The sequence below is a fragment of the Duganella sp. CF517 genome, assembly GCF_900110275.1.
Lineage (GTDB): Bacteria > Pseudomonadota > Gammaproteobacteria > Burkholderiales > Burkholderiaceae_D > Rugamonas.
This window is the reverse complement of sequence record NZ_FODC01000003.1, coordinates 278,263-298,872: the sequence shown is the minus strand read 5'-3', so window position 1 is coordinate 298,872 and position 20,610 is coordinate 278,263. Positions and strand designations below refer to the sequence as shown.

17 protein-coding genes are annotated in these 20,610 nt (G+C 65.1%); 12 read left to right on the top strand and 5 right to left on the bottom strand.

Annotation, left to right across the window (positions count from 1 at the left end; all coding sequences use genetic code 11):
* Positions 1-3: 3 nt before the first annotated feature.
* On the bottom strand, positions 4-894 hold the full coding sequence (locus BMX85_RS13065) for a LysR family transcriptional regulator (RefSeq protein ID WP_090318411.1): 891 nt from the start codon (positions 892-894) through the stop codon (positions 4-6).
* A 29-nt stretch (positions 895-923) separates the two neighbouring features.
* The gene (locus BMX85_RS13060; RefSeq protein WP_090320017.1) at positions 924-1,808 is read right to left on the bottom strand and encodes an N-acetylmuramic acid 6-phosphate etherase; all 885 of its coding nucleotides are present in this window, start codon (positions 1,806-1,808) and stop codon (positions 924-926) included.
* 225 nt (positions 1,809-2,033) lie between these two features.
* On the opposite strand from BMX85_RS13060, the gene BMX85_RS13055 reads away from it, so the two are divergent.
* The 11 genes from BMX85_RS13055 to BMX85_RS13005 all read left to right on the top strand — a co-directional run bounded on the left by BMX85_RS13055 (position 2,034) and on the right by BMX85_RS13005 (position 14,408).
* On the top strand, positions 2,034-3,275 hold the full coding sequence (locus BMX85_RS13055) for a D-amino acid dehydrogenase (protein WP_090318409.1): 1,242 nt from the start codon (positions 2,034-2,036) through the stop codon (positions 3,273-3,275).
* 139 nt (positions 3,276-3,414) lie between these two features.
* Positions 3,415-3,978: a PRC-barrel domain-containing protein gene (locus tag BMX85_RS13050; RefSeq protein ID WP_090320015.1), complete on the top strand. Its 564-nt coding sequence runs from the start codon at positions 3,415-3,417 to the stop codon at positions 3,976-3,978.
* Between the two features lie 202 nt (positions 3,979-4,180).
* A complete protein-coding gene (locus tag BMX85_RS13045; RefSeq protein ID WP_090318406.1) occupies positions 4,181-5,611 on the top strand; it encodes a circularly permuted type 2 ATP-grasp protein in 1,431 nt (476 codons plus the stop codon).
* A 9-nt stretch (positions 5,612-5,620) separates the two neighbouring features.
* Positions 5,621-6,574 (top strand): alpha-E domain-containing protein, encoded by a 954-nt coding sequence (locus BMX85_RS13040; protein WP_090318404.1) that lies wholly within the window; start codon positions 5,621-5,623, stop codon positions 6,572-6,574.
* Positions 6,575-6,589: 15 nt separating this feature from the next.
* On the top strand, positions 6,590-7,393 hold the full coding sequence (locus BMX85_RS13035) for a transglutaminase family protein (RefSeq protein ID WP_090318402.1): 804 nt from the start codon (positions 6,590-6,592) through the stop codon (positions 7,391-7,393).
* A gap of 46 nt (positions 7,394-7,439) precedes the next feature.
* Positions 7,440-8,309 (top strand): proteasome-type protease, encoded by an 870-nt coding sequence (locus BMX85_RS13030; protein WP_090318400.1) that lies wholly within the window; start codon positions 7,440-7,442, stop codon positions 8,307-8,309.
* A 116-nt stretch (positions 8,310-8,425) separates the two neighbouring features.
* Entirely contained in the window at positions 8,426-8,836 is a 411-nt protein-coding gene (locus tag BMX85_RS13025) for an Hpt domain-containing protein (protein ID WP_090318398.1), read from the top strand.
* Between the two features lie 524 nt (positions 8,837-9,360).
* Positions 9,361-9,666, top strand: a complete 306-nt coding sequence (locus BMX85_RS13020) for a hypothetical protein (protein WP_229210434.1) — start codon at positions 9,361-9,363, stop codon at positions 9,664-9,666.
* Between the two features lie 229 nt (positions 9,667-9,895).
* Entirely contained in the window at positions 9,896-11,833 is a 1,938-nt protein-coding gene (locus tag BMX85_RS13015; RefSeq protein ID WP_090318394.1) for a serine protein kinase, read from the top strand.
* Complete coding sequence (locus BMX85_RS13010) at positions 11,830-12,969, top strand: DUF444 family protein (RefSeq protein WP_229210433.1); 1,140 nt, start codon at positions 11,830-11,832, stop codon at positions 12,967-12,969. The genes BMX85_RS13015 and BMX85_RS13010 overlap by 4 nt, the downstream gene beginning before the upstream one ends.
* Positions 12,966-14,408 carry a SpoVR family protein gene (locus tag BMX85_RS13005; RefSeq protein ID WP_090318389.1) on the top strand — a complete coding sequence of 481 codons (1,443 nt, stop codon included), beginning with the start codon at positions 12,966-12,968 and terminating at the stop codon, positions 14,406-14,408. Before BMX85_RS13010 ends, BMX85_RS13005 begins: the two co-directional genes overlap by 4 nt.
* A gap of 119 nt (positions 14,409-14,527) precedes the next feature.
* On the opposite strand, the gene BMX85_RS13000 is transcribed toward BMX85_RS13005, so the two are convergent.
* On the bottom strand, positions 14,528-15,601 hold the full coding sequence (locus BMX85_RS13000; RefSeq protein ID WP_090318385.1) for an SDR family oxidoreductase: 1,074 nt from the start codon (positions 15,599-15,601) through the stop codon (positions 14,528-14,530).
* Positions 15,601-16,881, bottom strand: a complete 1,281-nt coding sequence (locus BMX85_RS12995; RefSeq protein WP_090318382.1) for a nucleotide sugar dehydrogenase — start codon at positions 16,879-16,881, stop codon at positions 15,601-15,603. The genes BMX85_RS13000 and BMX85_RS12995 overlap by 1 nt, the downstream gene beginning before the upstream one ends.
* 193 nt (positions 16,882-17,074) lie before the next feature.
* Here BMX85_RS12995 and prsT point away from each other — a divergent pair, with 193 nt between their 5' ends.
* Positions 17,075-19,810: an XrtA/PEP-CTERM system TPR-repeat protein PrsT gene (prsT, locus tag BMX85_RS12990; protein WP_090318379.1), complete on the top strand. Its 2,736-nt coding sequence runs from the start codon at positions 17,075-17,077 to the stop codon at positions 19,808-19,810.
* On the opposite strand, the gene BMX85_RS12985 is transcribed toward prsT, so the two are convergent.
* Positions 19,794-20,411: an N-acyl amino acid synthase FeeM domain-containing protein gene (locus tag BMX85_RS12985; RefSeq protein WP_229210432.1), complete on the bottom strand. Its 618-nt coding sequence runs from the start codon at positions 20,409-20,411 to the stop codon at positions 19,794-19,796. The two genes, prsT and BMX85_RS12985, sit on opposite strands and share 17 nt — an antisense overlap.
* Positions 20,412-20,610: the final 199 nt, after the last annotated feature.

Genomic DNA, 20,610 nt, shown 5'->3' with positions numbered 1-20,610 from the left:
AGTCTATTCCAGCAGCGACCTGGCAGCCGCCGCGATGCTGTCGGCCAACTGGCGGGCGCCGTGCGAGAGCGGCGCGTGGGCCGGCGTTAACAGATAGAGCGGGATCGGAATCGCCGGCGACCAGGGTCTGCTTTGCAGCCGCCCTCGCCCGGATGCGGCGGTGAACGGATCGACCACCGCCATGCCGCCACCCGCCTCCACCAGCGAACGGGCGATCTGGTAGGTTTGCACCACGGTGTGGACCGACGGCGCGATGCCCTGCGCCTCGCAGGCGGCTTCCACCTGCGCGCCCAGCGGATCGTTGTCGGTGTAGCCGATCAGCTCGCCTTTCAGGCCCGCGGCCGACAGCGGCGCGCCCTCTGCCGCCGCCGACCAGCTGCCCGGCGGCGCGATCACCGTCATCACCCCTTGCGCGATCGGCTCGGCGAGGATGCCCGGATGGCGCGGGTCCTGCAGCGACAGACCGAGATCGGCCTCGCCGAGACGCAATGTATTGATGATCTCGCTCGTGTGATGCGTCGCCAGCTCGCAGCGGGTATCGGCGAACGCGCGGCGCCATGCGCTCATCGCCTGCGGCAGCACGCTGACGGCGATGGTGGGCGTGGCCACCAGGCGGATCGTCTCCACCGTGCGGCTTTTGAGGCTGGCGGCGAGGCGGCGGATGCCTTGCAGTTCGTGGTGCAGCTTTTCGGTCTCGGCGAACAGGCGGTGCGCCTCGGGCTTGGGATACAGCTTGCCACGCACGCGTTCGAACAGCGGCATGCCCAGTTGCAGCTCGCAATGTTGCAGCACCTTGGTGACGGCCGGCTGGGAAATGTGCAGCACCTGCGCCGCGCCGCTGATGGTGCCAACTTGCATGATCGCGTGGAAAACTTCTATATGCCGTAACCGCATGGTCCTTCTTTCAATAACGCATCTTCGCGCTACTGTAGCAGGAGTGCGGCGCGCACACTGCCGGCGCTGCGGTCGAGCAAGGCCTGCGCCCGCGGTATTGAGAGTTCCTTGAGCAAAGCGACGATGGCGACCTTGACGTGGAAGCCGCATTGCTCCAGGGCCGCGCGGGCGCGCGCCTCGTCGGCGCCGGTGGCGTGCATAGTCAGCGCGACGGCCCGCTGCACCAGCTTGGAGTTGCTCGGCTTCATGTCCACCATCAGGTTGCCGTAGACCTTGTGCAGCCGGACCATGATGGCGCTGGAGATGGTGTTGAGCACGATTTTCTGCGACGTGCCGGCCTTTAGCCGGGTGCTGCCGGAGATCACTTCGGGACCGGTGTCGAGCGTGATGCCGATGGCCGCCCGCAGCACCAGCGGCGCGCCGGCATTGTTGGCGATGCCGACGGTCAGCGCCTCGCTGGCGCGGGCGGCGTCCAGCGCACCGAGCACGTAGGGCGTGGCGCCCGAGGCGGCCAGCAGCAGGATCACATCGTTGCGCCCGGGCCGCAGCGCCGCGAGGTCGGCGGCGCCCTGGCCGGCGTCATCCTCCGCGCCCTCGACCGCCTGGAACATCGCGTCCTTGCCGCCGGCCAGCAGCGACAGCGCGCGCTCGTGCGGCCATGAGAACGTGGGATGCAACTCGACACCGTCCAGCACGCCCAGCCGGCCCGAGGTTCCGGCACCCACGTAGATCAGCCGTCCGCCCGCCGCGATGCGCAGTACGGCCGCCTCGACGACGGCGCAAATCTGCGCCGCGGCCCGGCGCACCGCCGCGATGGCGTTGAGTTGGTCGGCGATCAGCGTCTCGACCAGGTCCGGCACCGGATATTGATCCAGGCCGGCATGTTCCTGGCTGGGAATTTCGGTTGTGAGCATCGTCATGCCTCGATGGATACGATACCGCCAGTGTAATCGCCAAACGCATGCTTGAGGCATGAAACGTTGCCGGACGCGCATTCCTTCAGGTTATGGCGCCAGCGCCGGTTTTCATTGGCAACCGCGCGCGTGCCACGCTATGCTGTGCCGCATCGAGTCCGGTACGCGGGAAAGTATTCCGCCGGCTATAAGAATAATGTTGTTGTCATCGGGAGACAGTCTACGATGAGCGAGATCGTCGTCATCGGCGGGGGCGTGACCGGCCTGGCGTCGGCCTGGTGGCTGGCCGAGGCCGGATTCCAGGTGCGCCTGGTCGAGCGCGAGGCGCAAGTCGGCAGCATGGCCAGCTACCGCAACGGCGGCCAGCTCAGCTATCGCTACGTGTCGCCGCTGGCCGATGCCGGCGTGCCGCTGAAAGCGCTGCAGTGGCTGTTCCAGCAGGACGGGCCGCTGCGCTTCCGTCCGGAGGCGGACCCGAGGCAATGGCGCTGGTTGCTGCAATTCCTGCGCCACTGCAATGCCGACACCAACCGCCGCACCACCGCCACCTTGCTGCAACTGGGCGAACTGAGCCGCAATGCGATGGCCGAATTGTCACCGGTGCTGCCGCCGTCCGCGTTCGGCTGGCGCGACGCCGGCAAGCTGATCGTCTATCGCAGCCGCGCGCAGTTCGAGCGCGCGGCCGCGCTGGCCGCCGCCGATGCCGAGGTGCTGTCGGCGGCCGCCACGGTGGCGCGCGAACCGGCGCTGGCGGCGCTGCATCGCGTGCTGGCGGGCGGCATCTTCAACCCCGGCGAGGCGGTGGCCGACTGCCACGCCTTCTGCGTGGCGCTGGAACTGCGGCTGCGCGCCCATCCGAATTTTCTGGGCGTCACCCATGCCGATGTGCACGCCTTGATGGTGGAAGCCGGCCGGGTGTGCGGACTCGACACCTCCATCGGCCGCATCGGCGGCGATCATTATGTGCTGGCGGCGGGCATCGACAGCCGCAACCTGGCGGGCCGAGCCGGGATCTATTTGCCGCTGTATCCGCTGAAGGGCTACAGTCTGACGGCGCCGATACGCGCGCGCGACCACGCGCCGGAAATCAGCGTGACCGACTTCGAGCGCAAGGTGCTGTACGCCCGCATCGGCGGCCGGCTGCGGGTGGCGGCGATGGTCGACTTGGTCGGCGCCAGCCTGGCCATCGAGCGCCGCCGCGTGCAAAGCTTGATGCGGCTGGCGAAGGAAGCGATGCCGGACGCGGCCGACTACGGCAACGTCGAAACGTGGGCGGGCCTGCGTCCGGCCACGCCGGGCGGCGGGCCGATCATCGGCGCCACGCGCTACGGCAATCTGTGGCTCAACGTCGGCCACGGCGCGCTCGGCTTCACGTTCGCCTGCGGCAGCGCCAAGCTGCTGGCCGGTGCATTGCGCGGCGACACCCCGCCGTTCGCGCTCGACGGCCTGCGACTAACTTGCAGCTAGCTATGTTCTCCAGTAACTCATCCCCGTCCTACACCGACACCGCACGCGCACCTATACCTCTACCGTCGCGCTGGACGCATGATGAGCCCTGTTCCCGCGGCACGTATGACGGGACTTGTTCAACCACTTGGAGACCATCATGAGCTACCTAGACCGCGACACCTACGGCATTTACACCGACCTCGATAACGACCTCGACGTCAACAGCGGCCCCGGCCCACGCCTGATGGGCGCAGACACGCTGATCGGCGAGGATGTCTACAATCGCCAGGAAGAAGACCTGGGCGACATCAAGGAAATCATGCTCGACATGCGCCAAGGCAAAGTGGCCTACGCGGTGCTGTCGTTCGGCGGCTGGCTGGGCATGGGCGACAAACTGTTCGCCGTGCCTTGGGAGGCCCTGCAACTGGATACCGTCAACAAACGCTTCCTGCTGGACGTGTCGAAAGACCACCTGAAAAACGCGCCGGGATTCGACAAGGATAACTGGCCCGACATGGCCAGCGCCGAGTTCAGCACGCAGCTGCACAACTTCTACGGCACCCAGCAAGGCGCCCTGGGCACCCGCACCGCCAGCGGCAGCGTGATGGGCGCGGGCAGCTCCAGCCTGCAAAGCGATCCGGGCTACGGCAGCCAGTCCGGCGTCGGCAGCCAGACCGGTTCCGGCTATGGCAGCACCGGCTCGGGCAGCGGCAACCTTTAATTGTTGAGGGGACAGCACGATTGCATTCTGTCCAACACAATTCCCAGCGCCAAGGTATGCTTCGTAGCGTGCCTTGGCGTTTTGCGTCCTTATCGTCCAAAGTGTAGTTATCCCCATAGTGTAGTAACGCACCAATATCGGGCATTTCCTCTGGCACACTTCTTGATAGAAGATAAAGGCACTCCACAGAGGAACGTTCGACATGGCAAAATTTTTCAACGAAATGACCGCTGATGGCCTGGCCCACCACGCCAGCGCCGAGGTACGTGAACATTACCGCGAGTTTTGCGGCTGGCTCCAGCGCCAATCCGCCGAAACCATCGAGCGCAAGCGGGCCGAGGCCGATCTGACCTTCCGCCGCGTCGGCATCACCTTCGCCGTCTACGGCGACGACGCCGGCACCGAACGGCTGATCCCCTTTGATACGATTCCCCGCATCATCCCCGCCGCCGAGTGGAAAAAGATGGAAGCCGGGCTGGTTCAACGTGTGAAAGCGTTGAACATGTTCATTCACGACATCTACCACGACCAGAACATCATCAAGGCCGGCCTGATTCCCGCCGAGCAGATCTACAAAAACGCCCAGTACCGGCCGGAGATGCAAGGCATCAACGTGGCGTCGGACATCTACGCCCACATCGCCGGGGTCGACATCGTGCGCGCCGGCGCCGGCGAGTTCTACGTGCTCGAGGACAATCTGCGCGTCCCTTCCGGCGTCTCCTACATGCTGGAAGACCGCAAGATGATGATGCGGCTGTTCCCGGAATTGTTCGCCCGCAACAAAATCGCGCCGGTCGACCATTATCCGGACATGTTGCTCGACAATCTGCGCTCGGTCGCGCCGATGGGCATCAACGATCCGACGGTGGTGGTGATGACGCCGGGCATGTACAACTCGGCCTACTTCGAGCACGCCTTCCTGGCCCAGCAAATGGGCGTGGAGCTGGTCGAGGGCAAGGATTTGTTCGTCAGCGATAACACCGTGTTCATGCGCACCACGCGCGGACCCAAGCGCGTCGACGTGATTTATCGCCGCCTGGACGACGACTTCCTCGATCCGCTGGCGTTCCGCCCGGATTCCTCGCTCGGCGTGCCGGGCCTGCTGTCGGTGTACCGCGCCGGCCGCGTGACCCTGGCCAACGCCATCGGCACCGGCGTGGCCGACGACAAGTCCATCTATCCATTCGTGCCGGAGATGATCAAGTTCTACCTGTCCGAGGAACCGGTGCTGAACAACGTGCCGACCTACCAATGCCGCAAAAAAGAGGACCTGGCCTATACGCTGGCCAATCTGGGCGAGCTGGTGGTCAAGGAGGTGCACGGCGCCGGCGGCTACGGCATGCTGGTCGGACCGGCGTCGACCAAGGCGCAGATCGAGGACTTCCGCCAGCGCCTGCTGGCCAAGCCCGACGGCTACATCGCCCAGCCGACGTTGGCGTTGTCGGCCTGCCCCACTTATGTCGAGAACGGCATCGCGCCGCGCCACATCGACCTGCGTCCGTTTGTGCTGTCCGGCAAGACCATTTCGATGGTGCCCGGCGGCCTGACCCGCGTGGCATTGCAGGAAGGCTCGCTGGTGGTGAACTCGTCGCAAGGCGGCGGCACCAAAGACACCTGGATACTGGAACGCTAAGGAGACACCATGTTAAGCCGTACCGCAGATCACCTGTTCTGGATGGCGCGCTATACCGAGCGCGCCGAAAACACCGCCCGCATGCTGGACGTCAACGTGCAGACGTCGATGCTGCCGCAGTCCGACGAGGACAACGCCCACGGCTGGAAAGCCATGCTCGGCATTTCCGAGCTGCAGGCGGCCTACGACGCCAAGCACAAGACGCTGGAGGCGCGCGAGGTCATCGATTTCATGGTGCGCGATCCGGACAATTCGTCGTCGATCGTGGCCTGCCTGACCGAGGCGCGCGAGAACGCCCGCGCGGTGCGCGGCACCCTGACCACCGAAGTATGGGAAATCCAGAACCAGACCTGGCTCGACATGCAGAAGCGCCTCGACAGCGATTTGCTGGAGGACGATCCGAGCAAATTCTTCGAATGGGTCAAGTTCCGCTCGCACCTGTCGCGCGGCGTGACCGTGGGCACCATGCTGCGCGACGAGGCCGTGCATTTCATCCGTCTCGGCACCTTCCTCGAACGGGCCGACAACACGGCGCGCATCCTCGACGTCAAGTTCCATGGCGGCGGCGCCGAGGCCACCCGTAGCGAGGCCATGAGCCAGCACGATTTCTACTACTGGGGCGCGCTGCTGCGTTCGGTGTCCGGCTTCGAGATCTACCGCAAGGTGTACCGCGACGTGATCACGCCGGCCCGCATCGCCGAGCTGCTGATGCTGCGCGGTGACATGCCGCGCTCGCTGCTGGCGTGCATGGACGAGGTGGTGCAGAACCTGGCCGAAGTCCGCAACGACGTCTCGGCCGATACCGAGCGCCTCGCTGGCCGGCTGCGCGCGGCGCTGCAATTCAGCAACATCGACGACATCCTGGAGGCCGGCCTGCACGAGACGCTGACCCGCTTCCTGGCCGACATCAACCAACTGGGCGACCGCGTCAGCCGCGATTTCCTGGTGCCGCTGGCGGCCTGAGGGAGCGACTGATCCATGCAACTGAATATACGGCATGAAACGCGCTACACCTACACCACGCCGCTGGCCTACACCATCCAGCAGTTGCACCTGACACCGCGCAAGGAACCGCAGCAGCACGTGTTGTCGTGGAATATCGCGATGCCCGGCCACGTGCACGCCTACACCGACGCCTACGGCAACCTGTCGCATATGATGACGATGGCCACGCCGCACCACGGCCTGACCATCGTCGCCGCCGGCGTGATCCAGACCGAGATGCCGCTAAAGGGCCGGGTGCCGAACGGCGACACGCTGTCGCCGCTGATATTCACGGTGCCGACGCGCCTGACCGAGGCCACGCCCGCGATCCTGGAACTGGCCGCGTCGTGTCTGCCGGAAGGCCGGGCGCAAAGCAAGGACCTGCTTTCGCTCGCCGAGCACATCTTTGGTGCGGTCCGGTATCAAAGCGGTGCGACCGTCGTGACCACCACCGCCAGTGACGCGCTGGCGCTGGGCCAGGGCGTGTGCCAGGACCACGCCCACCTGTTCCTGGCCTGCTGCCATGCGCACGGCATCCCGGCGCGCTATGTGTCCGGCTACATCGATCCCGAGGACACCGGCCACGCGGCCAGCCACGCCTGGGTCGACGCCTGGGCCGAGGACAAGGACTACGTCGGCTGGATCAGCATCGACGTCACCCACGCGCGCCTGATGACCGACGCCTATTGCCGTTTGGCCATCGGCCGCGACTACGACGCCGCCGCCCCGGTGCGTGGCGTGCGGCGCGGCGGCGGCCAGGAATCGATGGAAGTCGACGTGAAAATAGGCGCCAAGTAATTACCACGTGTAAAATAGTCGTACTTATATTCAATACTTTACGACGATGACTTACTGTGTGGGCATGCGCCTCGACGCCGGGCTGGTGTTTTTATCGGATTCGCGCACCAACGCGGGCGTCGACCAGGTGGGCACGTTCCGCAAGATGAGCGTGTTCGAGGTCCCGGGCGAGCGCATGCTGGTCATGATGACCGCCGGGAACTTGTCGATTTCGCAATCGATACGCCAGTTGGTGTCGGAGCAGGCGGCCGACGGCCACAGCCTGTGGGACGCGCCGGACATGTACGAGGCCGCCCGCATCCTCGGCGACGCCGTGCGCCGCGTGCACGAGCGCGACGCCAAGTCGTTGGCCGGGTTCGGCATCGACTTCAATGTCAGCATTATCTTCGGCGGCCAGATCAAGGGCGAGCGCTGCCGCCTGTTCCAGATCTATTCGGCCGGCAATTTCATCGAGTCGCACGACGAAAACACCTACTTCCAGATCGGCGAGGCCAAATACGGCAAACCGATCATCGACCGCGTGGTCACGCCCGCCACCAGTCTCGACGATGCCGCCAAGTGCGCGCTCATTTCGATGGATTCGACGTTGCGCTCCAACGTCTCGGTCGGCCTGCCGCTCGACTTGCTGGTCTACGCGACCGATACGCTGGCGGTGACGCATTTCGTCACCATCGACGAGCGCAACCAGTATTTCCAGATGATCCGCAACACCTGGGGCGACCAGCTCAAGCGGGTGTTCGAGGGGCTCGACAACCCGGTGTGGAACGCCGCGCCCGAAGCGACGGCCAACGTGCTGCACGCAACCAAGACGGGCGGCAAGCCGGTGCGCGTGGCCCCGCCCGAAGGCGCCGCGCCGGCCGTCGCCGCCGTGCCGCTGCAGACGCTGGCGCAGCAATTCAACAACGGTCAACAGTAGTGTGTTGATGTAGCCCAAACGTGCGTCGACCAGGCCGGCGTAAGTTCGGACAATCTCTACGGCAACATCCGCCGTCAGTGTATTATTAGTCAATTATTGTCGTTGTGGAGCGCCGCATGTCTGAAACCAGTACGTCTGCACCCGAAGAGAATGTATTCTCGGTCGTCACGTTGCTCAAATACATGGGCAACGACGACAAGGCGCTGGCGATCGTGTCCAAAATCGTCCGCGACGCCTGCGCGCCCGGCCTGGCCCCGTTCGACCAGGCCCGCGCCGCCATCGAGGAACAGCGTCTTGTCGATGCCGGCAAGATTTTCCACAGCTTGCGCGGCTCCGTCGGCACGCTGGGCGCCAAGCGCCTGGTGGCGTCCTCGCTCAAGCTGGAGCAGGCGCTCGCCGAGCGGCAGACCCAGCATATCCCTGCCCTGTTCGCCGATTTGCAAGCCGAATATCAACTCGTACTGCGGCACGCCGAGGACTGGCTGCTGCGTAACGTCCCCCGCGACGGCCCCACCACACCGGCCTGACGTAACGGTGGCCATCCCGGCCACCGCCTGCGGCTGTTCCGTGGCCGCACTGAACCCTCCGCAAACGCTCGAGCATCGTGACGAACGCTCATGTTGCAGTGCACACTGGCATGCTCGATGCAACCGTTATTTGCCTGGTTAACGAATGGTTACAATTGTTACCCCGATTCGCCACTTGCAATCCGATGTGTCAAAGTCTTCATGTTAATATCGCCACCATTCGACGTGCGCGGGGCGTACAACGTGGCTGAGCCGGACGTGCGACAGGGATTTGGACGATATCGTATGCTCTCGCACGCGGATTTCGTGTCTGCGTAGTATTGCGTAAGAGACAATTTGCCGAAATGCAAGTATAATGGTGCAATGCGTCTTAAACGGCGATTACCAAGGGTAACTAAAATATGGATTTATTCAACAAGTCAGGTGTGTTGGTATCATCGGTTCTGGTTCTGGTCGGGGCGTTGATCGCCTGCCAGGCACAGGAAGGTACCGTACCCGCCTCGACCGTGATTGAAGCCGCCGCGATGCAAATCGGTCCCCAGGGCCAGCCGGCGGCGGAACGACGTCTACAGGAATGGGCGGACCAGGGTTCGGCGGTCGCCCAGCGCGAACTGGCACTGCGGTATTTGTCGAACCCCGACAAGCGCAGCGAGGCCATCGCCTTGTTCGAACGCGCGGCGAGCGCCGGCGACGCCCAGGCGGCCGTCGGCCTGGTTGGCATGGCGCACGAAGCCGGCGACGGCATCGGTGGCGACGGCGCCGCCAATGCGGCGCGCACCGCCGGCCGCGTGATCAAGGAAGCGACCAGCGTCAACTACGCACCGCACTGACACCCGCATCGGGTTTTCCCGGTGCCGGACATCGAACCGCTGCGCCTGACGGTGCCGCGGTTTTTTTTCGCCTGTGCCTCCGGCGGCCGCCTTCGGCCAGCGATGACCGCGCCGCAGCCATAAAAATCCCTTTTTCCATTTGAGGCAGATCAGGGGACCTGCTTTGCGTCGGACCATACTTCGAAGTGCCGCGCTTCCGGCTTTGCGCGACGCTGGAGGACAGGCGACGATGGATCAACCGACCGAACAAGCACAATTCCAGCAACAGCTGCTGGCCTTCACGCGCCAGCACCGTGCCGGGCACTGGACCGGTAGTTTTTCGCAGTTCATGGAGCAGGTGTTGCCGGCCTCCCCGTGCCAGTACGCGCGCAGCTCGCACCAGTACATCTGGGACATGCTGCGCTGGAGCGGCAAGCACGGCGAGGACGGCAAGCTGCGCTGCGGCCTGTTCGCGGACGAGTTGTTCGGCATTGACGACGCCCTGGCGCGCGTGGCCGACTATTTCAAGGCCGCCGCCGCCGGCTCCGAGGTCGGCCGGCGGCTGTTGCTGCTGCTCGGTCCACCGTCCGGCGGCAAATCCACGCTGGTGATCCGGCTCAAACGGGGACTCGAGGAATACAGCCGTACCGACCAGGGCGCGCTGTACGGCATCGCCGGCTGTCCAGTGCACGAATCGCCGCTGCACCTGGTGCCGCACACGATGCGCTCGGGCTTCCGCGTCACCTATGACGTCGAGGTCGCCGGCGAGCTGTGCCCGCACTGCCGCGCGCGGCTGGAGGACAAACTGGCCGGCGACTTCCTGCGCATGCCGGTCGAACGCATCTTTATTTCCGAGGCGGGCCGCAGCGCCATCGGCACGTACGCGCCGCACGATCCGAATACGGCCGATATCGCCGACCTGGTCGGCTCGATCGATCTGTCGAAGGTGGCCGACTACGGCGACGAGGGCGACCCGCGCGCCTGGTCGTGGTCGGGCGCGGTGTACGCGGCCAGCCGCGGCATGCTGGAGATGATCGAGATCCTGAAGGTCAAACGCGAATTCCTGTACCTGCTGCTGACGTTGACGCAGGAAAAGAACGTCAAGGTGGCGCGCTTTCCGCTGATCTATCTGGACGAGACGATATTGGCGCACACCAACCTGGCCGAGTTCCGCAAGTTCCTGCAGGAGAGCGAAAACGAAGGCCTGCTCGACCGCATGGTGATCGTGCAGGTGCCGTACACGTTGAACTACCGCGACGAGGCGCGCATCTACCACAAGCTGATCCTGGCGGCCGCGGCGGCCTTCCGCAGCGTCCACCTCGATCCGCACGTGCTGCACGCGGCGGCGGTGTTCGCCGTCCTGACCCGGCTGCACGAGGGCGAGGACCGCGACAACGAAATGGCGCGCCGCGTGCGCCTCCATGCGGGCGAGGACGTCGACGGCGTGCATCACTCCGAGGCGCTGCGTGTGCGCAACAAGGAAAAGGCGCCGGACGAGGGTTTGTCCGGCGTGTCGCCACGCTTCGTCATCAATGCCTTGTCGAACGCCATCATCCAGTCGCAGCGCAGCAGCCTCAGCACGATGGATTTGCTGCTCGCGCTCAAGGACGGCATCGAGAGCGATGCCCGCATCGAACCGCCCCGCAAACGCAAGTGGGTCGACTACCTGGTACTCACGCGCAAGGAGTTCTACAACCGCTGGGTCAAGGAGGATGTGCACAAGGCCTTGTTCATTTCCTTCGAACAGGAGGTGGAAGACCTGCTGGGCAAGTATCTGGACGAGGTGGAAGCCATGCTCGACAACCGCCAGGTCAAGGATCCGATCACCAGCGAGGAGCGGCGGCCCGACGAACGGTTCCTGCGCGCCGTCGAGGAGAAAATCCACATCTCCGATTCCGGCAAACAATCGTTCCGGCAGGAAGTGGTACGCAAGGCCATGAGCGCCTACAAGCGCGGCGAGCGCTTCGGCCTGGGCAGCCACGCGCAGCTGCGCGACGCGCTGCAACAGTACCTGTTCGAACAGCGGCGCGATGTGCTGCGCCTGGTCGGCTCGGCCAAGCGCCCCGACGACGAGGTGCGGGCGAAGATTTCCGCCGTCGAGCGCCGCCTGGTCGACGAGTACGGCTACGACAGCCACTGCGCGCGCGAAGCGCTCAACTACGTCACCACCTTGCTGGCACAGGAATGACGATGCAAACCGGCCCGAACGACTGGTACGACCTGTTCTCGCGCGGCGCGCGCGACTGGTTGCGGCACAACGACAAGGTGCGCGAGGCGGTGCGCCAGCATTTGCCCGACATGATCTCGGCGCCGGATGTGATGACCGGGCGGGACCAGCGCAGCGTGCGCGTGCCGTTGAAGCTGCTGGAGCACGCGCGCTTCAAACTTTCCAACAGCCACGCCAGCGTCGGCGCCGGCCAGGGACCGGCAATGCCCGGCGATGTGCTGCGCCCGCCCGACCACGATTTCGACGAGCCCGGCGAAGGCGGCGACGCCGACGGCGAAGCCAGGCTGCTGATGGAGTTCGCCATCGACGACATCTTCGAATGGTTGTGGGACGAGTTCGAGCTGCCGGAGCTGCAACCGCGCGGCGCCGCGACACTCGATGAGCCGGAATACGTGCGCGAAGGCTGGGACAAGCGCGGCGCGCGCTCGCGGCTGGATCGGCGGCGCACCGTCAAGGAGGCGATCAAACGCCGCGCGGTGCAAGCGCAGCCGCCGCCTTTCACCAACGACGACCTGCGTTTCCGGCAACTGGTGCATCATCCGCGCCCCACCAGCAACGCGGTGGTGTTCTTCGTGCTGGACGTGTCGAGCAGCATGAGCCAGGCCGAGCGCCGCTTGGCGAAGACGTTTTTCTTTCTGGCGCTGCGCGGCTTGCGCAAGAAATACCAGCGCGTGGAACTGCGCTTCCTGGCGCACGCGGCGCGCGCGTGGGAGTTCAACGAGCGCGACTTCTTCCAGGTCAGCGGCATGGGCGGCACCATGGCGTCCAGCGGCTTTCGCCTGGCGCTGTCGCTGCTCGAGGAGCATTACGACGACGCCAACGTCAACGGCTACCTGTTTTACGCCTCGGACGGCGACAATTTTTCCGAGGACCGCTCGGTGGCGGGTATCGCCCTGGGACAGTTGGCCAGACGCCTCAATTTCATGGCCTACGTCGAAACCCTGCCCGGCATGCCGCGCGTGCTGGAAACGGAAATGGGACGGCTGTGGCGGGAGCGGGAGCGCCAGGGCCTGCCGGTTTCCAGTGCCGTGCTCAGCAATAGCGACGATGTCTTCGTCGCGATCCGGCAGTTTCTCGTCAGGGAGGCGGCGCAATGAGCACGCTGCGCGATTACGCCGACCGCATCGAACAGCTGGCGCGCGAACTGGGACTGGAATACTACCCGGTCGACTTCGAACTGGTGCCGCAGAACTTCATGCTGGAGGTCGCCGTCTACGGCGTGCCGGTCCGCATGCACCACTGGTCGTTCGGCGTGCGCTACATCCACCAGCTGTTGCACCAGCACATGGGACACTCGCGCATATTCGAAGTGATGTTTCCGGGCGATCCGTGCCGCGCATATATGATGGACAGCAACAGCCTGGCCGAGAACACGCTGGTCAGCGCCCATGTCATCGGGCATGCGGATTTCGTCCGCCGCAACGCGCTGTTCGCACGCGTCATGGCGATGGCGGGCGGCCGCATCATCGAGCAAAGCGCGGCGCGCGCACACCGGCTGGAAGATGCGCTGGCGCGGCATGGGCAGCAGCGCGTGGAGGCCGTGCTGGACGCGGCGCTGGCGCTGGAGCCGCACGTCGACATTAACCACGAGTTGTACCGCGCGCCCTACCCCGCCCCGGCCGATCCCCAGCGGCCCGGCACCGGCGACCGGCCGCCCCGGCCGCACCAACAGCACCACCAGCACCACGAGCAACACCACCAGCACCAGCCACCCACGGCGGTCAGCTTCCAGCGGCGCTACCAAGGCTTGCCCGGCGAGGCGCCGCAGCGCGTGCGCGAGCCCCCGTCCCGTCCGTTACCGCCGTATCCCGAGCAGGATCTGCTGTGGTTCATCGCCCGCTACGCGCCCGCGCTGCAAGACTGGGAGCGCGACATCTTTCTGGCCGTGCGGGAGGAATCGTTCTACTTCTACCCGGTTCACGCCTGCCAAATCATGAACGAGGGCTGGGCCTCGTACTGGCACGCGCGGCTGTTGCGCGAGGCCGACTTCCTGCCGCACGAGCTGTATTTGCAGGCGCTGAAGGCGCATTCAGATGTCGTGCGTCCCTACGCCGGGGAGCAACAACTGGCGCTGGCGGTCAATCCCTACCATCTCGGCTACAGCATGTGGGAGCGCATCATCGACAGGCATGGCCTGGAGGCCGCGCGACGCGTGTGCGCGGAGGAGGATGACTTCGGCTTCATCCGCAACCACCTGGACCCGGAGCTGGCGGACGAGCTCGATCTGTTCAGTTACCAGTCGCGCAAGGATGGCGAAACCCGGGTGCTGAGCCGCGATATCAACGACGTGCGCGAGGCGATCCTGGGGCCGAAATACAACTACGGCGCGCCGTGCATCGCCGTCGAGCGCATGCATGACGACGGCGGGCTGGTGCTGCGCCACGACCACGCGCGCGATGGCCGCGGCCTGGACCTGGATCAGGCGGATCAGGTGTTGAATTACGTCTGCCGCGTGTGGCGCAAGCCGGTAACGTTGCACACGGTGGATTTTCGCGGGGTTGCACGGACATTGACGCTCAACCAGCCGGTGCCGTGAGGCGAACACCCATTTGAAGCGCCCCATACGTCAGCGGATACGCAGGGGGGATTTAGCGCTGCGTAACCGGCGATGGATGCGCAACGGCGGCGCGACGATGGCCGATCACGGCGTACCGCCTATTCCGCCCGACGCGTTTGCTGTTGCGCGGTGTACCAGCGCAGCGCCTGGTCGAGACCGCGCCGCAGGTCGTGCGTCGGCACATAGCCCAGCAGATTGGCGGCCTTCGAAATATCCGCCTGCGAGTGGCGCACGTCGCCGGCGCGGAATGCGCCATAGGTGGGCTGGTAGTCGCGCAGATGCGGGTAACGCTCGACCAGTAGGCCGTGCAGTATCAGATACAGCTCGTTCAGGCTGGTGCGCGCGTTGAGCGCGACATTGTAGACCTGGTTGACGGCGGCCGGCTTGTCGGTCAGCGCCGCCAGCAGGTTCGCCTGCACCGCGTTGGCGACATAGCAAAAGTCGCGGCTGCTTTCGCCATCACCGTTGATGACCAGCGGCCGTTGTTCCATCAGCGCCGAGATCCACAGCGGGATCACGGCCGCATACGCGCCGCAAGGGTCCTGGCGCGGTCCGAACACATTAAAATATCGCAAGCCTATCGTCTGCACGCCGTAGCAGCGCGCGTACAGCGCGGCATGCAACTCATTGACGTGCTTGGTCAACGCGTACGGCGACAAGGCGTTGCCGATCTGGTCTTCCCGCTTCGGTAGCGCCGGATGGTCACCGTAGGTGGCGCTCGACGCCGCGTACACCAAGCGCTTGACGCCGGCCAGCCGCGCCGCGTCCAGCACGTTGAGAAAGCCGCCGATGTTGACGTCGTTGCTGAGCAAAGGGTCGTCGATCGAGCGCGCCACCGAGCCCAGCGCCGCCTGGTGCAGCACGAAATCGGCCCGCTCGCAAGCTTGCCGGCAAGCGGCCTGGTCGCGGATATCGCCTTCAACCAGCTCGAAGCGGCGCCACGCCGCCGGTCCGACCTGGTCGCGCACCTGGTCCAGATTATGGCGATAGCCGGTCAGGAAATTGTCCAGCCCGACGACGCGCTGGCCTAACTCCAGCAGCGCCTGCAGCAAGTTCGATCCGATGAATCCGGCCGCCCCGGTGATGACCCAACGGTATTGCTCCCGCTCCAGATGCTCGCGCGCGGACTGGTATACCGAGGTGGCCGGCGTGCCGTTTTCATAGTCGCCCATCAGAGCCTCCAGACGCTCATGCCGGCCTGGCGCAGGGCCGCTTCGTCGAACTGCGATTTGAGATCGATGAAACAGCCGCTGGCGGCGATTTTTTCGCGCACCTGCGCCAGCGGCCGGGCCGACAACTCGCGGTGGCCGACGGCGGCGATCAGCGCCTCGGCGCACGGCAGCTCGTCCCAGCTCTCCAGCTTGACGCCGTATTCATGCATGGCCTCGTCCGCGTCGGCGACCGGATCATGCACGTGCACCTGCAAACCATACGATTCGAGCTCGCGTATGAGATCGGCGACCTTGGAGTTGCGCAGGTCCGGGCAGTTTTCCTTGAAGGTCAGGCCCAGCACGTTGACCTTGCACCCCTTGAGCTTGAAGCCGGCGCGCACCATCTCCTTGACCGTTTTCTCGGCCACGAACTTGGCCATGCCGTCGTTGATGCGGCGGCCGGCCAGGATCACGTGCGGGTGGTAGCCCAGCATTTCGGCCTTGTGGGTCAGGTAGTAGGGATCGACGCCGATGCAATGGCCGCCGACCAGGCCGGGCCGGAACGGCAGGAAATTCCATTTGGTGCCGGCCGCCTGCAGCACCTCGAGCGTGTCGATTTCCATGCGGTCGAAGATGATCGCCAGCTCGTTCATCAGCGCGATGTTGAGGTCGCGCTGTGTGTTTTCGATCACCTTGGCGGCCTCGGCCACCTTGATGCTGGAGGCGCGGTGCACGCCGGCGTCGACCACCTCCTCGTACAGCGCGGCAACCCGTTCGAGCGTGTCGGCGTCGTCGCCGGAGACGACTTTGCGGATCGACGTCAGCGTGTGTTCCTTGTCGCCCGGATTGATGCGTTCGGGCGAGAAGCCGACATGGAAGTCGCGCTGCCACGCCAGGCCGGAGCACTGTTCCAGGATCGGTATGCAGATCTCCTCGGTCGCGCCCGGATACACGGTGGACTCGTAGACCACCACCGCGCCCGGCTTCATGTGGCGGCCGACCGATTGGCTGGCGCCGATCAGGGCCGAGAAGTCCGGATTGTGCGCGCTGTCGACCGGCGTCGGCACGGCGACGATGATGACGTCGGCCTCGGCCAGCGCCGCCGGATCGCACCCCATCTCCAGCCAGCGCGAGGCGGCGAACTGCTGTTCCGACACCTCGCCGCTGGGATCGATGCCCCGGCGGTAGCTGGCGACTTTGCGCGCCGACAAATCCAGTCCGATGGTGCGACGGCGCGTGCCGAACGACACCGCCAGCGACAAGCCGACATATCCTAGACCGACAACGGCGACCACTTCCATTTGAGCACCTCGTTTGCAAGCGTTGAAAGACGTCTCGCCGATTCTACGGACGACGTCGTGCTCGCGCTTGAGATGGCACAAACGACGGCCCTTTGCGCTGGATGGCCCCCGCCCGCCCCCTGCTTTGCGTCCGATCAACGGCCCCGGCGGCTATCGTTCCTACTCTAGGGAGACCGATAATCTGGAGAATCCCATGCCCCGTTGTCCCGCTCCCCGCCTGCTGTCGCGCGCTTTGCTGGCGTCGCTGATCCTGTCGCTGGCGGCCGGTTGCGGCCGCACGCAAAGCGACCTGCAGTTGCTGACGGCCGCGCGCCAGCACGTGGCCAAGGGCGAACCCAAGTCGGCCGTGATCCAGCTCAAGAACCTGCTGCAGAAAACGCCGACCAACGGCGCCGCGCGCCTGATGCTGGGCCAGCTCTACCTCGACACCGGCGACACCCTATCGGCCGAAAAGGAGTTGCGGCGCGCGCTGGAACTGGGCGTGCCGGCCGCCGACGTCCTGCCTTTGATCGGCAGGACCATGCTGCTGCAAGGCCAGTACGGCAAGATTCTTGACGAGATCAAGGCCGACGAGCAGCAGCCCAGGGTGATGGCCTTGCGCGGCCATGCGCTGGCGGGACTGAACCGCATCGACGAAGCGGCCCAGGTGTTCGAACAAATACTGGCACGGCATCCCGACCATCCGGCCGCGCTGCTGGGGCAGGTGCGGCTGGCGCTCGAATCCGACCGGCATGACGCGGCGATGGCGCTGCTCGAGCGCGCGCTGGCGCATGCGCCGGACGACGTCGACGTCTGGCGCCAGAAAGGCGACCTGTTGCGCCTGCAAGGGAAGAATGCCGACGCGGTACTGGCCTATCAAAAAGTGCTGACCCTGCATCCGGTCCAGGTGCAGGCGCATGTGGACCTGGCCAGCCTGCATGTCCAGGCCGGCAAGCTCAACGAAGCGCGCGCCGAACTGGGCATCGCGCGTCGGGTTGCCGCCAACAATCTAATGCTGCTCTACACGGAGGCGCTGCTCGACTTCCGCGAAGGCAAACTGGCGGCCGCACAAGAAAACCTGCAGCGGGTGCTACGCACCGCGCCCGACCACCTGCCCAGCAACCTGTTGATGGGCGCGGTGCTGCGCGGCCTCGGTTCGTACACGCAAGCCGAGCAATATCTGCGCAAATTCCTCGAATCCAATCGGGGCCACCCGTACGCCAGCAAGCTGCTGGCCACGGTGTTGATGAACACCGGCATGCCGGCGCAAGCGCTGGAACTGATCGAGCCGTTGTTGCCCAGCCACCAGCAAGACCTGGAGATGCTGACCCTGGCCGGCGAGATCCACATGCGGCTGCGCCAGTTCTCCAAGGCGGCGGGCTACCTGGAGCAGGCCGCCAAGCTGGCGCCACGGGAGACCATGCTGCACGCCGCGCTGGCGATGAGCCATATGGGCATGGGCGACAACAACCGCGCCATCGCCGAGCTGGAACGCGCCACCCAGATGGACGTGAAGTCGTCGCGCGCCGGCGTGCTGCTGGTGCTGAGCCAGCTGCGCAACAAGGAATATGGCAAGGCGCTGGAGGCGGTCAAGCGGCTGGAGGCGCAGCAGGAAGGCAATCCCATGGTGCAAAATCTCAAGGGTGGCGTGCTGCTGATGAATCGCGACACCGCCGGCGCCCGCGCGAGCTTCGAGAAGGCGCTCAAGTTCGAACCGCTGTACATGCCGGCGCTAAACAATCTGACGCAGATGGATTTGAAGGAGAAGAAACCCGATCAGGCACGCCAGCGCCTGCAGGCGGCGCTGGCCAAGGACCAGAAAAGCGCCGACGTGATGGGCGCGCTGGCCGACCTGGCCTTGTCGCAGAACAAACAGCCGGAGGCGCGGACCTGGCTCGAGCGGGTGGTGCGCGACCACCCGGACGACATCGCGGCGTCGCTGCGGTTGGTGACCTTCTACGCGCGCGGCAACGAGTTGGCCAAGGCGCTGGTGCTGGCGCAAAAACTGCAAGCCACCAATCCGTCGGACTCGAATGTGCTGGCGGTGCTGGCCGAGTTGCAAACCCGTGGCGGCGACAAGGACGGCTCGCTGGAAAACTGGACCAAACTGGCCGTGCTGCAGCCGTCCTCGGCGGAACTTCAATTGCGCATCGCCGACGCCTATGCCGCCGTCAAGGACACCGGCAACGCGGCCAAGGCCTTGCACAAGGCGCTGTCGCTGCGGCCCGACTATCCACAGGCCCAGGTCGCCCTGACCAGGCTGTTGATCGCACAGCGCGATTGGCCGCAGGCGCTGCAAACGGTGCGGGGCTTCCAAAAGGCGCGTAGCGACGGCCCGCTGGGCTACAAGCTCGAAGGCGACGTGCTGATGGCGCAGAAACAGATGCAGCCGGCGCTGGCGCTGTATCAAAAAGCCTACGACATGCAAGCATCGGGCCCCACCCTGATCCCGTTGTACAGCGCCCTGGTACAGTCGGGCAAGACAGCCGAGGCGCGCACGCGCATGCGGCAATGGCTGGACAAGCACGCCGACGACCGCATCACGCGCCTGTATTTCGCCAACAGCCTGCTCGCCGAGAAAGACTTCCCGGCAAGTACCGCGCAGTTCGAGCAATTGCTGAGGACCACGCCCAACCATCCCGTCGTCCTGAACAATCTGGCGTGGTTGTATCAGCAGCAGAAGGACCCGCGCGCCCTCGCCATGGCCGAGCAGGCCAGCAAGGGCGCGCCCGCCGACCCGATCGTTCTCGACACGCTGGGCTGGATACTGGTCGAGCAAGGCAGGCTGGATCGGGCGCTGCCGTTGTTGAAGCAGGCGGCCGCGCTCGCCCCCGCCAACACCGATATCCGCAACCATCTCAGCGTCGCGCTGGGAAAATCCGGCAAGGCGGGCGAATCGGCCGATCAGCGGCCAGCCCGCCAAGCCGCCCCGCTCACGTCTGGCCGTTGATCAGGCGCCCGGTGATACCGGGCTCGTCCCACGTGGGGAAAAAGAACGGATAGAAGGACCGCTCGTTATCTTGCGCCTCCATCAAGCCGCCGAACTTGCGGATTTGCTCGCCCATGTATTCGAGCTCCAGCCGCAGCAGCACGGCCGGCGCACCCACCCGCGTGCATTGCCGCTCGCCGCCGAAATCGCGGAAGCCCAGCATGCGCTTGTAAAACATCACGTGGCGCGGATTGACCTCGATGATGTAGTCGGTGTAGCCGTGGATATTGCGCGCGTAGATATACGAAATGTGGATCAGCGCGGCGAAGACGCGTTTGGACACGCCCTTGTCGATCGCCAGCCGCGACGGCTCGCAAAGGCGGCGTTGCTGGCCCCGCAACTCATCGAGCTTGTCGCGGAAGTTCTCGTCGGCCGGCAGGCCGATGTCCGGCGAGTCGAGGCACAGCGACATCGTGCCGACGGTGTGGCCGCCGGTTTCCGCGAACAGCGTGATCTTATTCGGGGAATGGGTGGCGTTGGGGTCCACCGAGTAGCCGCGCCAGCCGTACATTTTCTTCAGCAGCAGACTGGCCGCCTCGCGCCGGCCTTGTGAATTGGCCATGCGTATGTGAAATGTCTGCTGGTCGAGCGGGTGATCCAGTACGGATTCTTCTTTGCCCTCGCCGACCACAAGGTCGCGCAGGCCTGCACTGGCTTCAAAGGAAACTATCGCATCGTCATGTTGCACGGTTGGCATCCTGTCAGGTCTGTCGGCCAGCCGCCGGCAAAGAGGCGACTGGGCATGCAGGTCAGACCTCGAC

Bases quoted from the DNA above. Each gene is read 5' to 3' on its own strand.
- BMX85_RS13065 (WP_090318411.1), bottom strand. From the start codon at position 894: ATGCGGTTACGGCATATAGAAGTTTTCCACGCGATCATGCAAGTTGGC.
- BMX85_RS13060 (WP_090320017.1), bottom strand. From the start codon at position 1,808: ATGCTCACAACCGAAATTCCCAGCCAGGAACATGCCGGCCTGGATCAA.
- BMX85_RS13055 (WP_090318409.1), top strand. From the start codon at position 2,034: ATGAGCGAGATCGTCGTCATCGGCGGGGGCGTGACCGGCCTGGCGTCG.
- BMX85_RS13050 (WP_090320015.1), top strand. From the start codon at position 3,415: ATGAGCTACCTAGACCGCGACACCTACGGCATTTACACCGACCTCGAT.
- BMX85_RS13045 (WP_090318406.1), top strand. From the start codon at position 4,181: ATGGCAAAATTTTTCAACGAAATGACCGCTGATGGCCTGGCCCACCAC.
- BMX85_RS13040 (WP_090318404.1), top strand. From the start codon at position 5,621: ATGTTAAGCCGTACCGCAGATCACCTGTTCTGGATGGCGCGCTATACC.
- BMX85_RS13035 (WP_090318402.1), top strand. From the start codon at position 6,590: ATGCAACTGAATATACGGCATGAAACGCGCTACACCTACACCACGCCG.
- BMX85_RS13030 (WP_090318400.1), top strand. From the start codon at position 7,440: ATGACTTACTGTGTGGGCATGCGCCTCGACGCCGGGCTGGTGTTTTTA.
- BMX85_RS13025 (WP_090318398.1), top strand. From the start codon at position 8,426: ATGTCTGAAACCAGTACGTCTGCACCCGAAGAGAATGTATTCTCGGTC.
- BMX85_RS13020 (WP_229210434.1), top strand. From the start codon at position 9,361: ATGCAAATCGGTCCCCAGGGCCAGCCGGCGGCGGAACGACGTCTACAG.
- BMX85_RS13015 (WP_090318394.1), top strand. From the start codon at position 9,896: ATGGATCAACCGACCGAACAAGCACAATTCCAGCAACAGCTGCTGGCC.
- BMX85_RS13010 (WP_229210433.1), top strand. From the start codon at position 11,830: ATGACGATGCAAACCGGCCCGAACGACTGGTACGACCTGTTCTCGCGC.
- BMX85_RS13005 (WP_090318389.1), top strand. From the start codon at position 12,966: ATGAGCACGCTGCGCGATTACGCCGACCGCATCGAACAGCTGGCGCGC.
- BMX85_RS13000 (WP_090318385.1), bottom strand. From the start codon at position 15,601: ATGGGCGACTATGAAAACGGCACGCCGGCCACCTCGGTATACCAGTCC.
- BMX85_RS12995 (WP_090318382.1), bottom strand. From the start codon at position 16,881: ATGGAAGTGGTCGCCGTTGTCGGTCTAGGATATGTCGGCTTGTCGCTG.
- prsT (WP_090318379.1), top strand. From the start codon at position 17,075: ATGCCCCGTTGTCCCGCTCCCCGCCTGCTGTCGCGCGCTTTGCTGGCG.
- BMX85_RS12985 (WP_229210432.1), bottom strand. From the start codon at position 20,411: ATGGCCAATTCACAAGGCCGGCGCGAGGCGGCCAGTCTGCTGCTGAAG.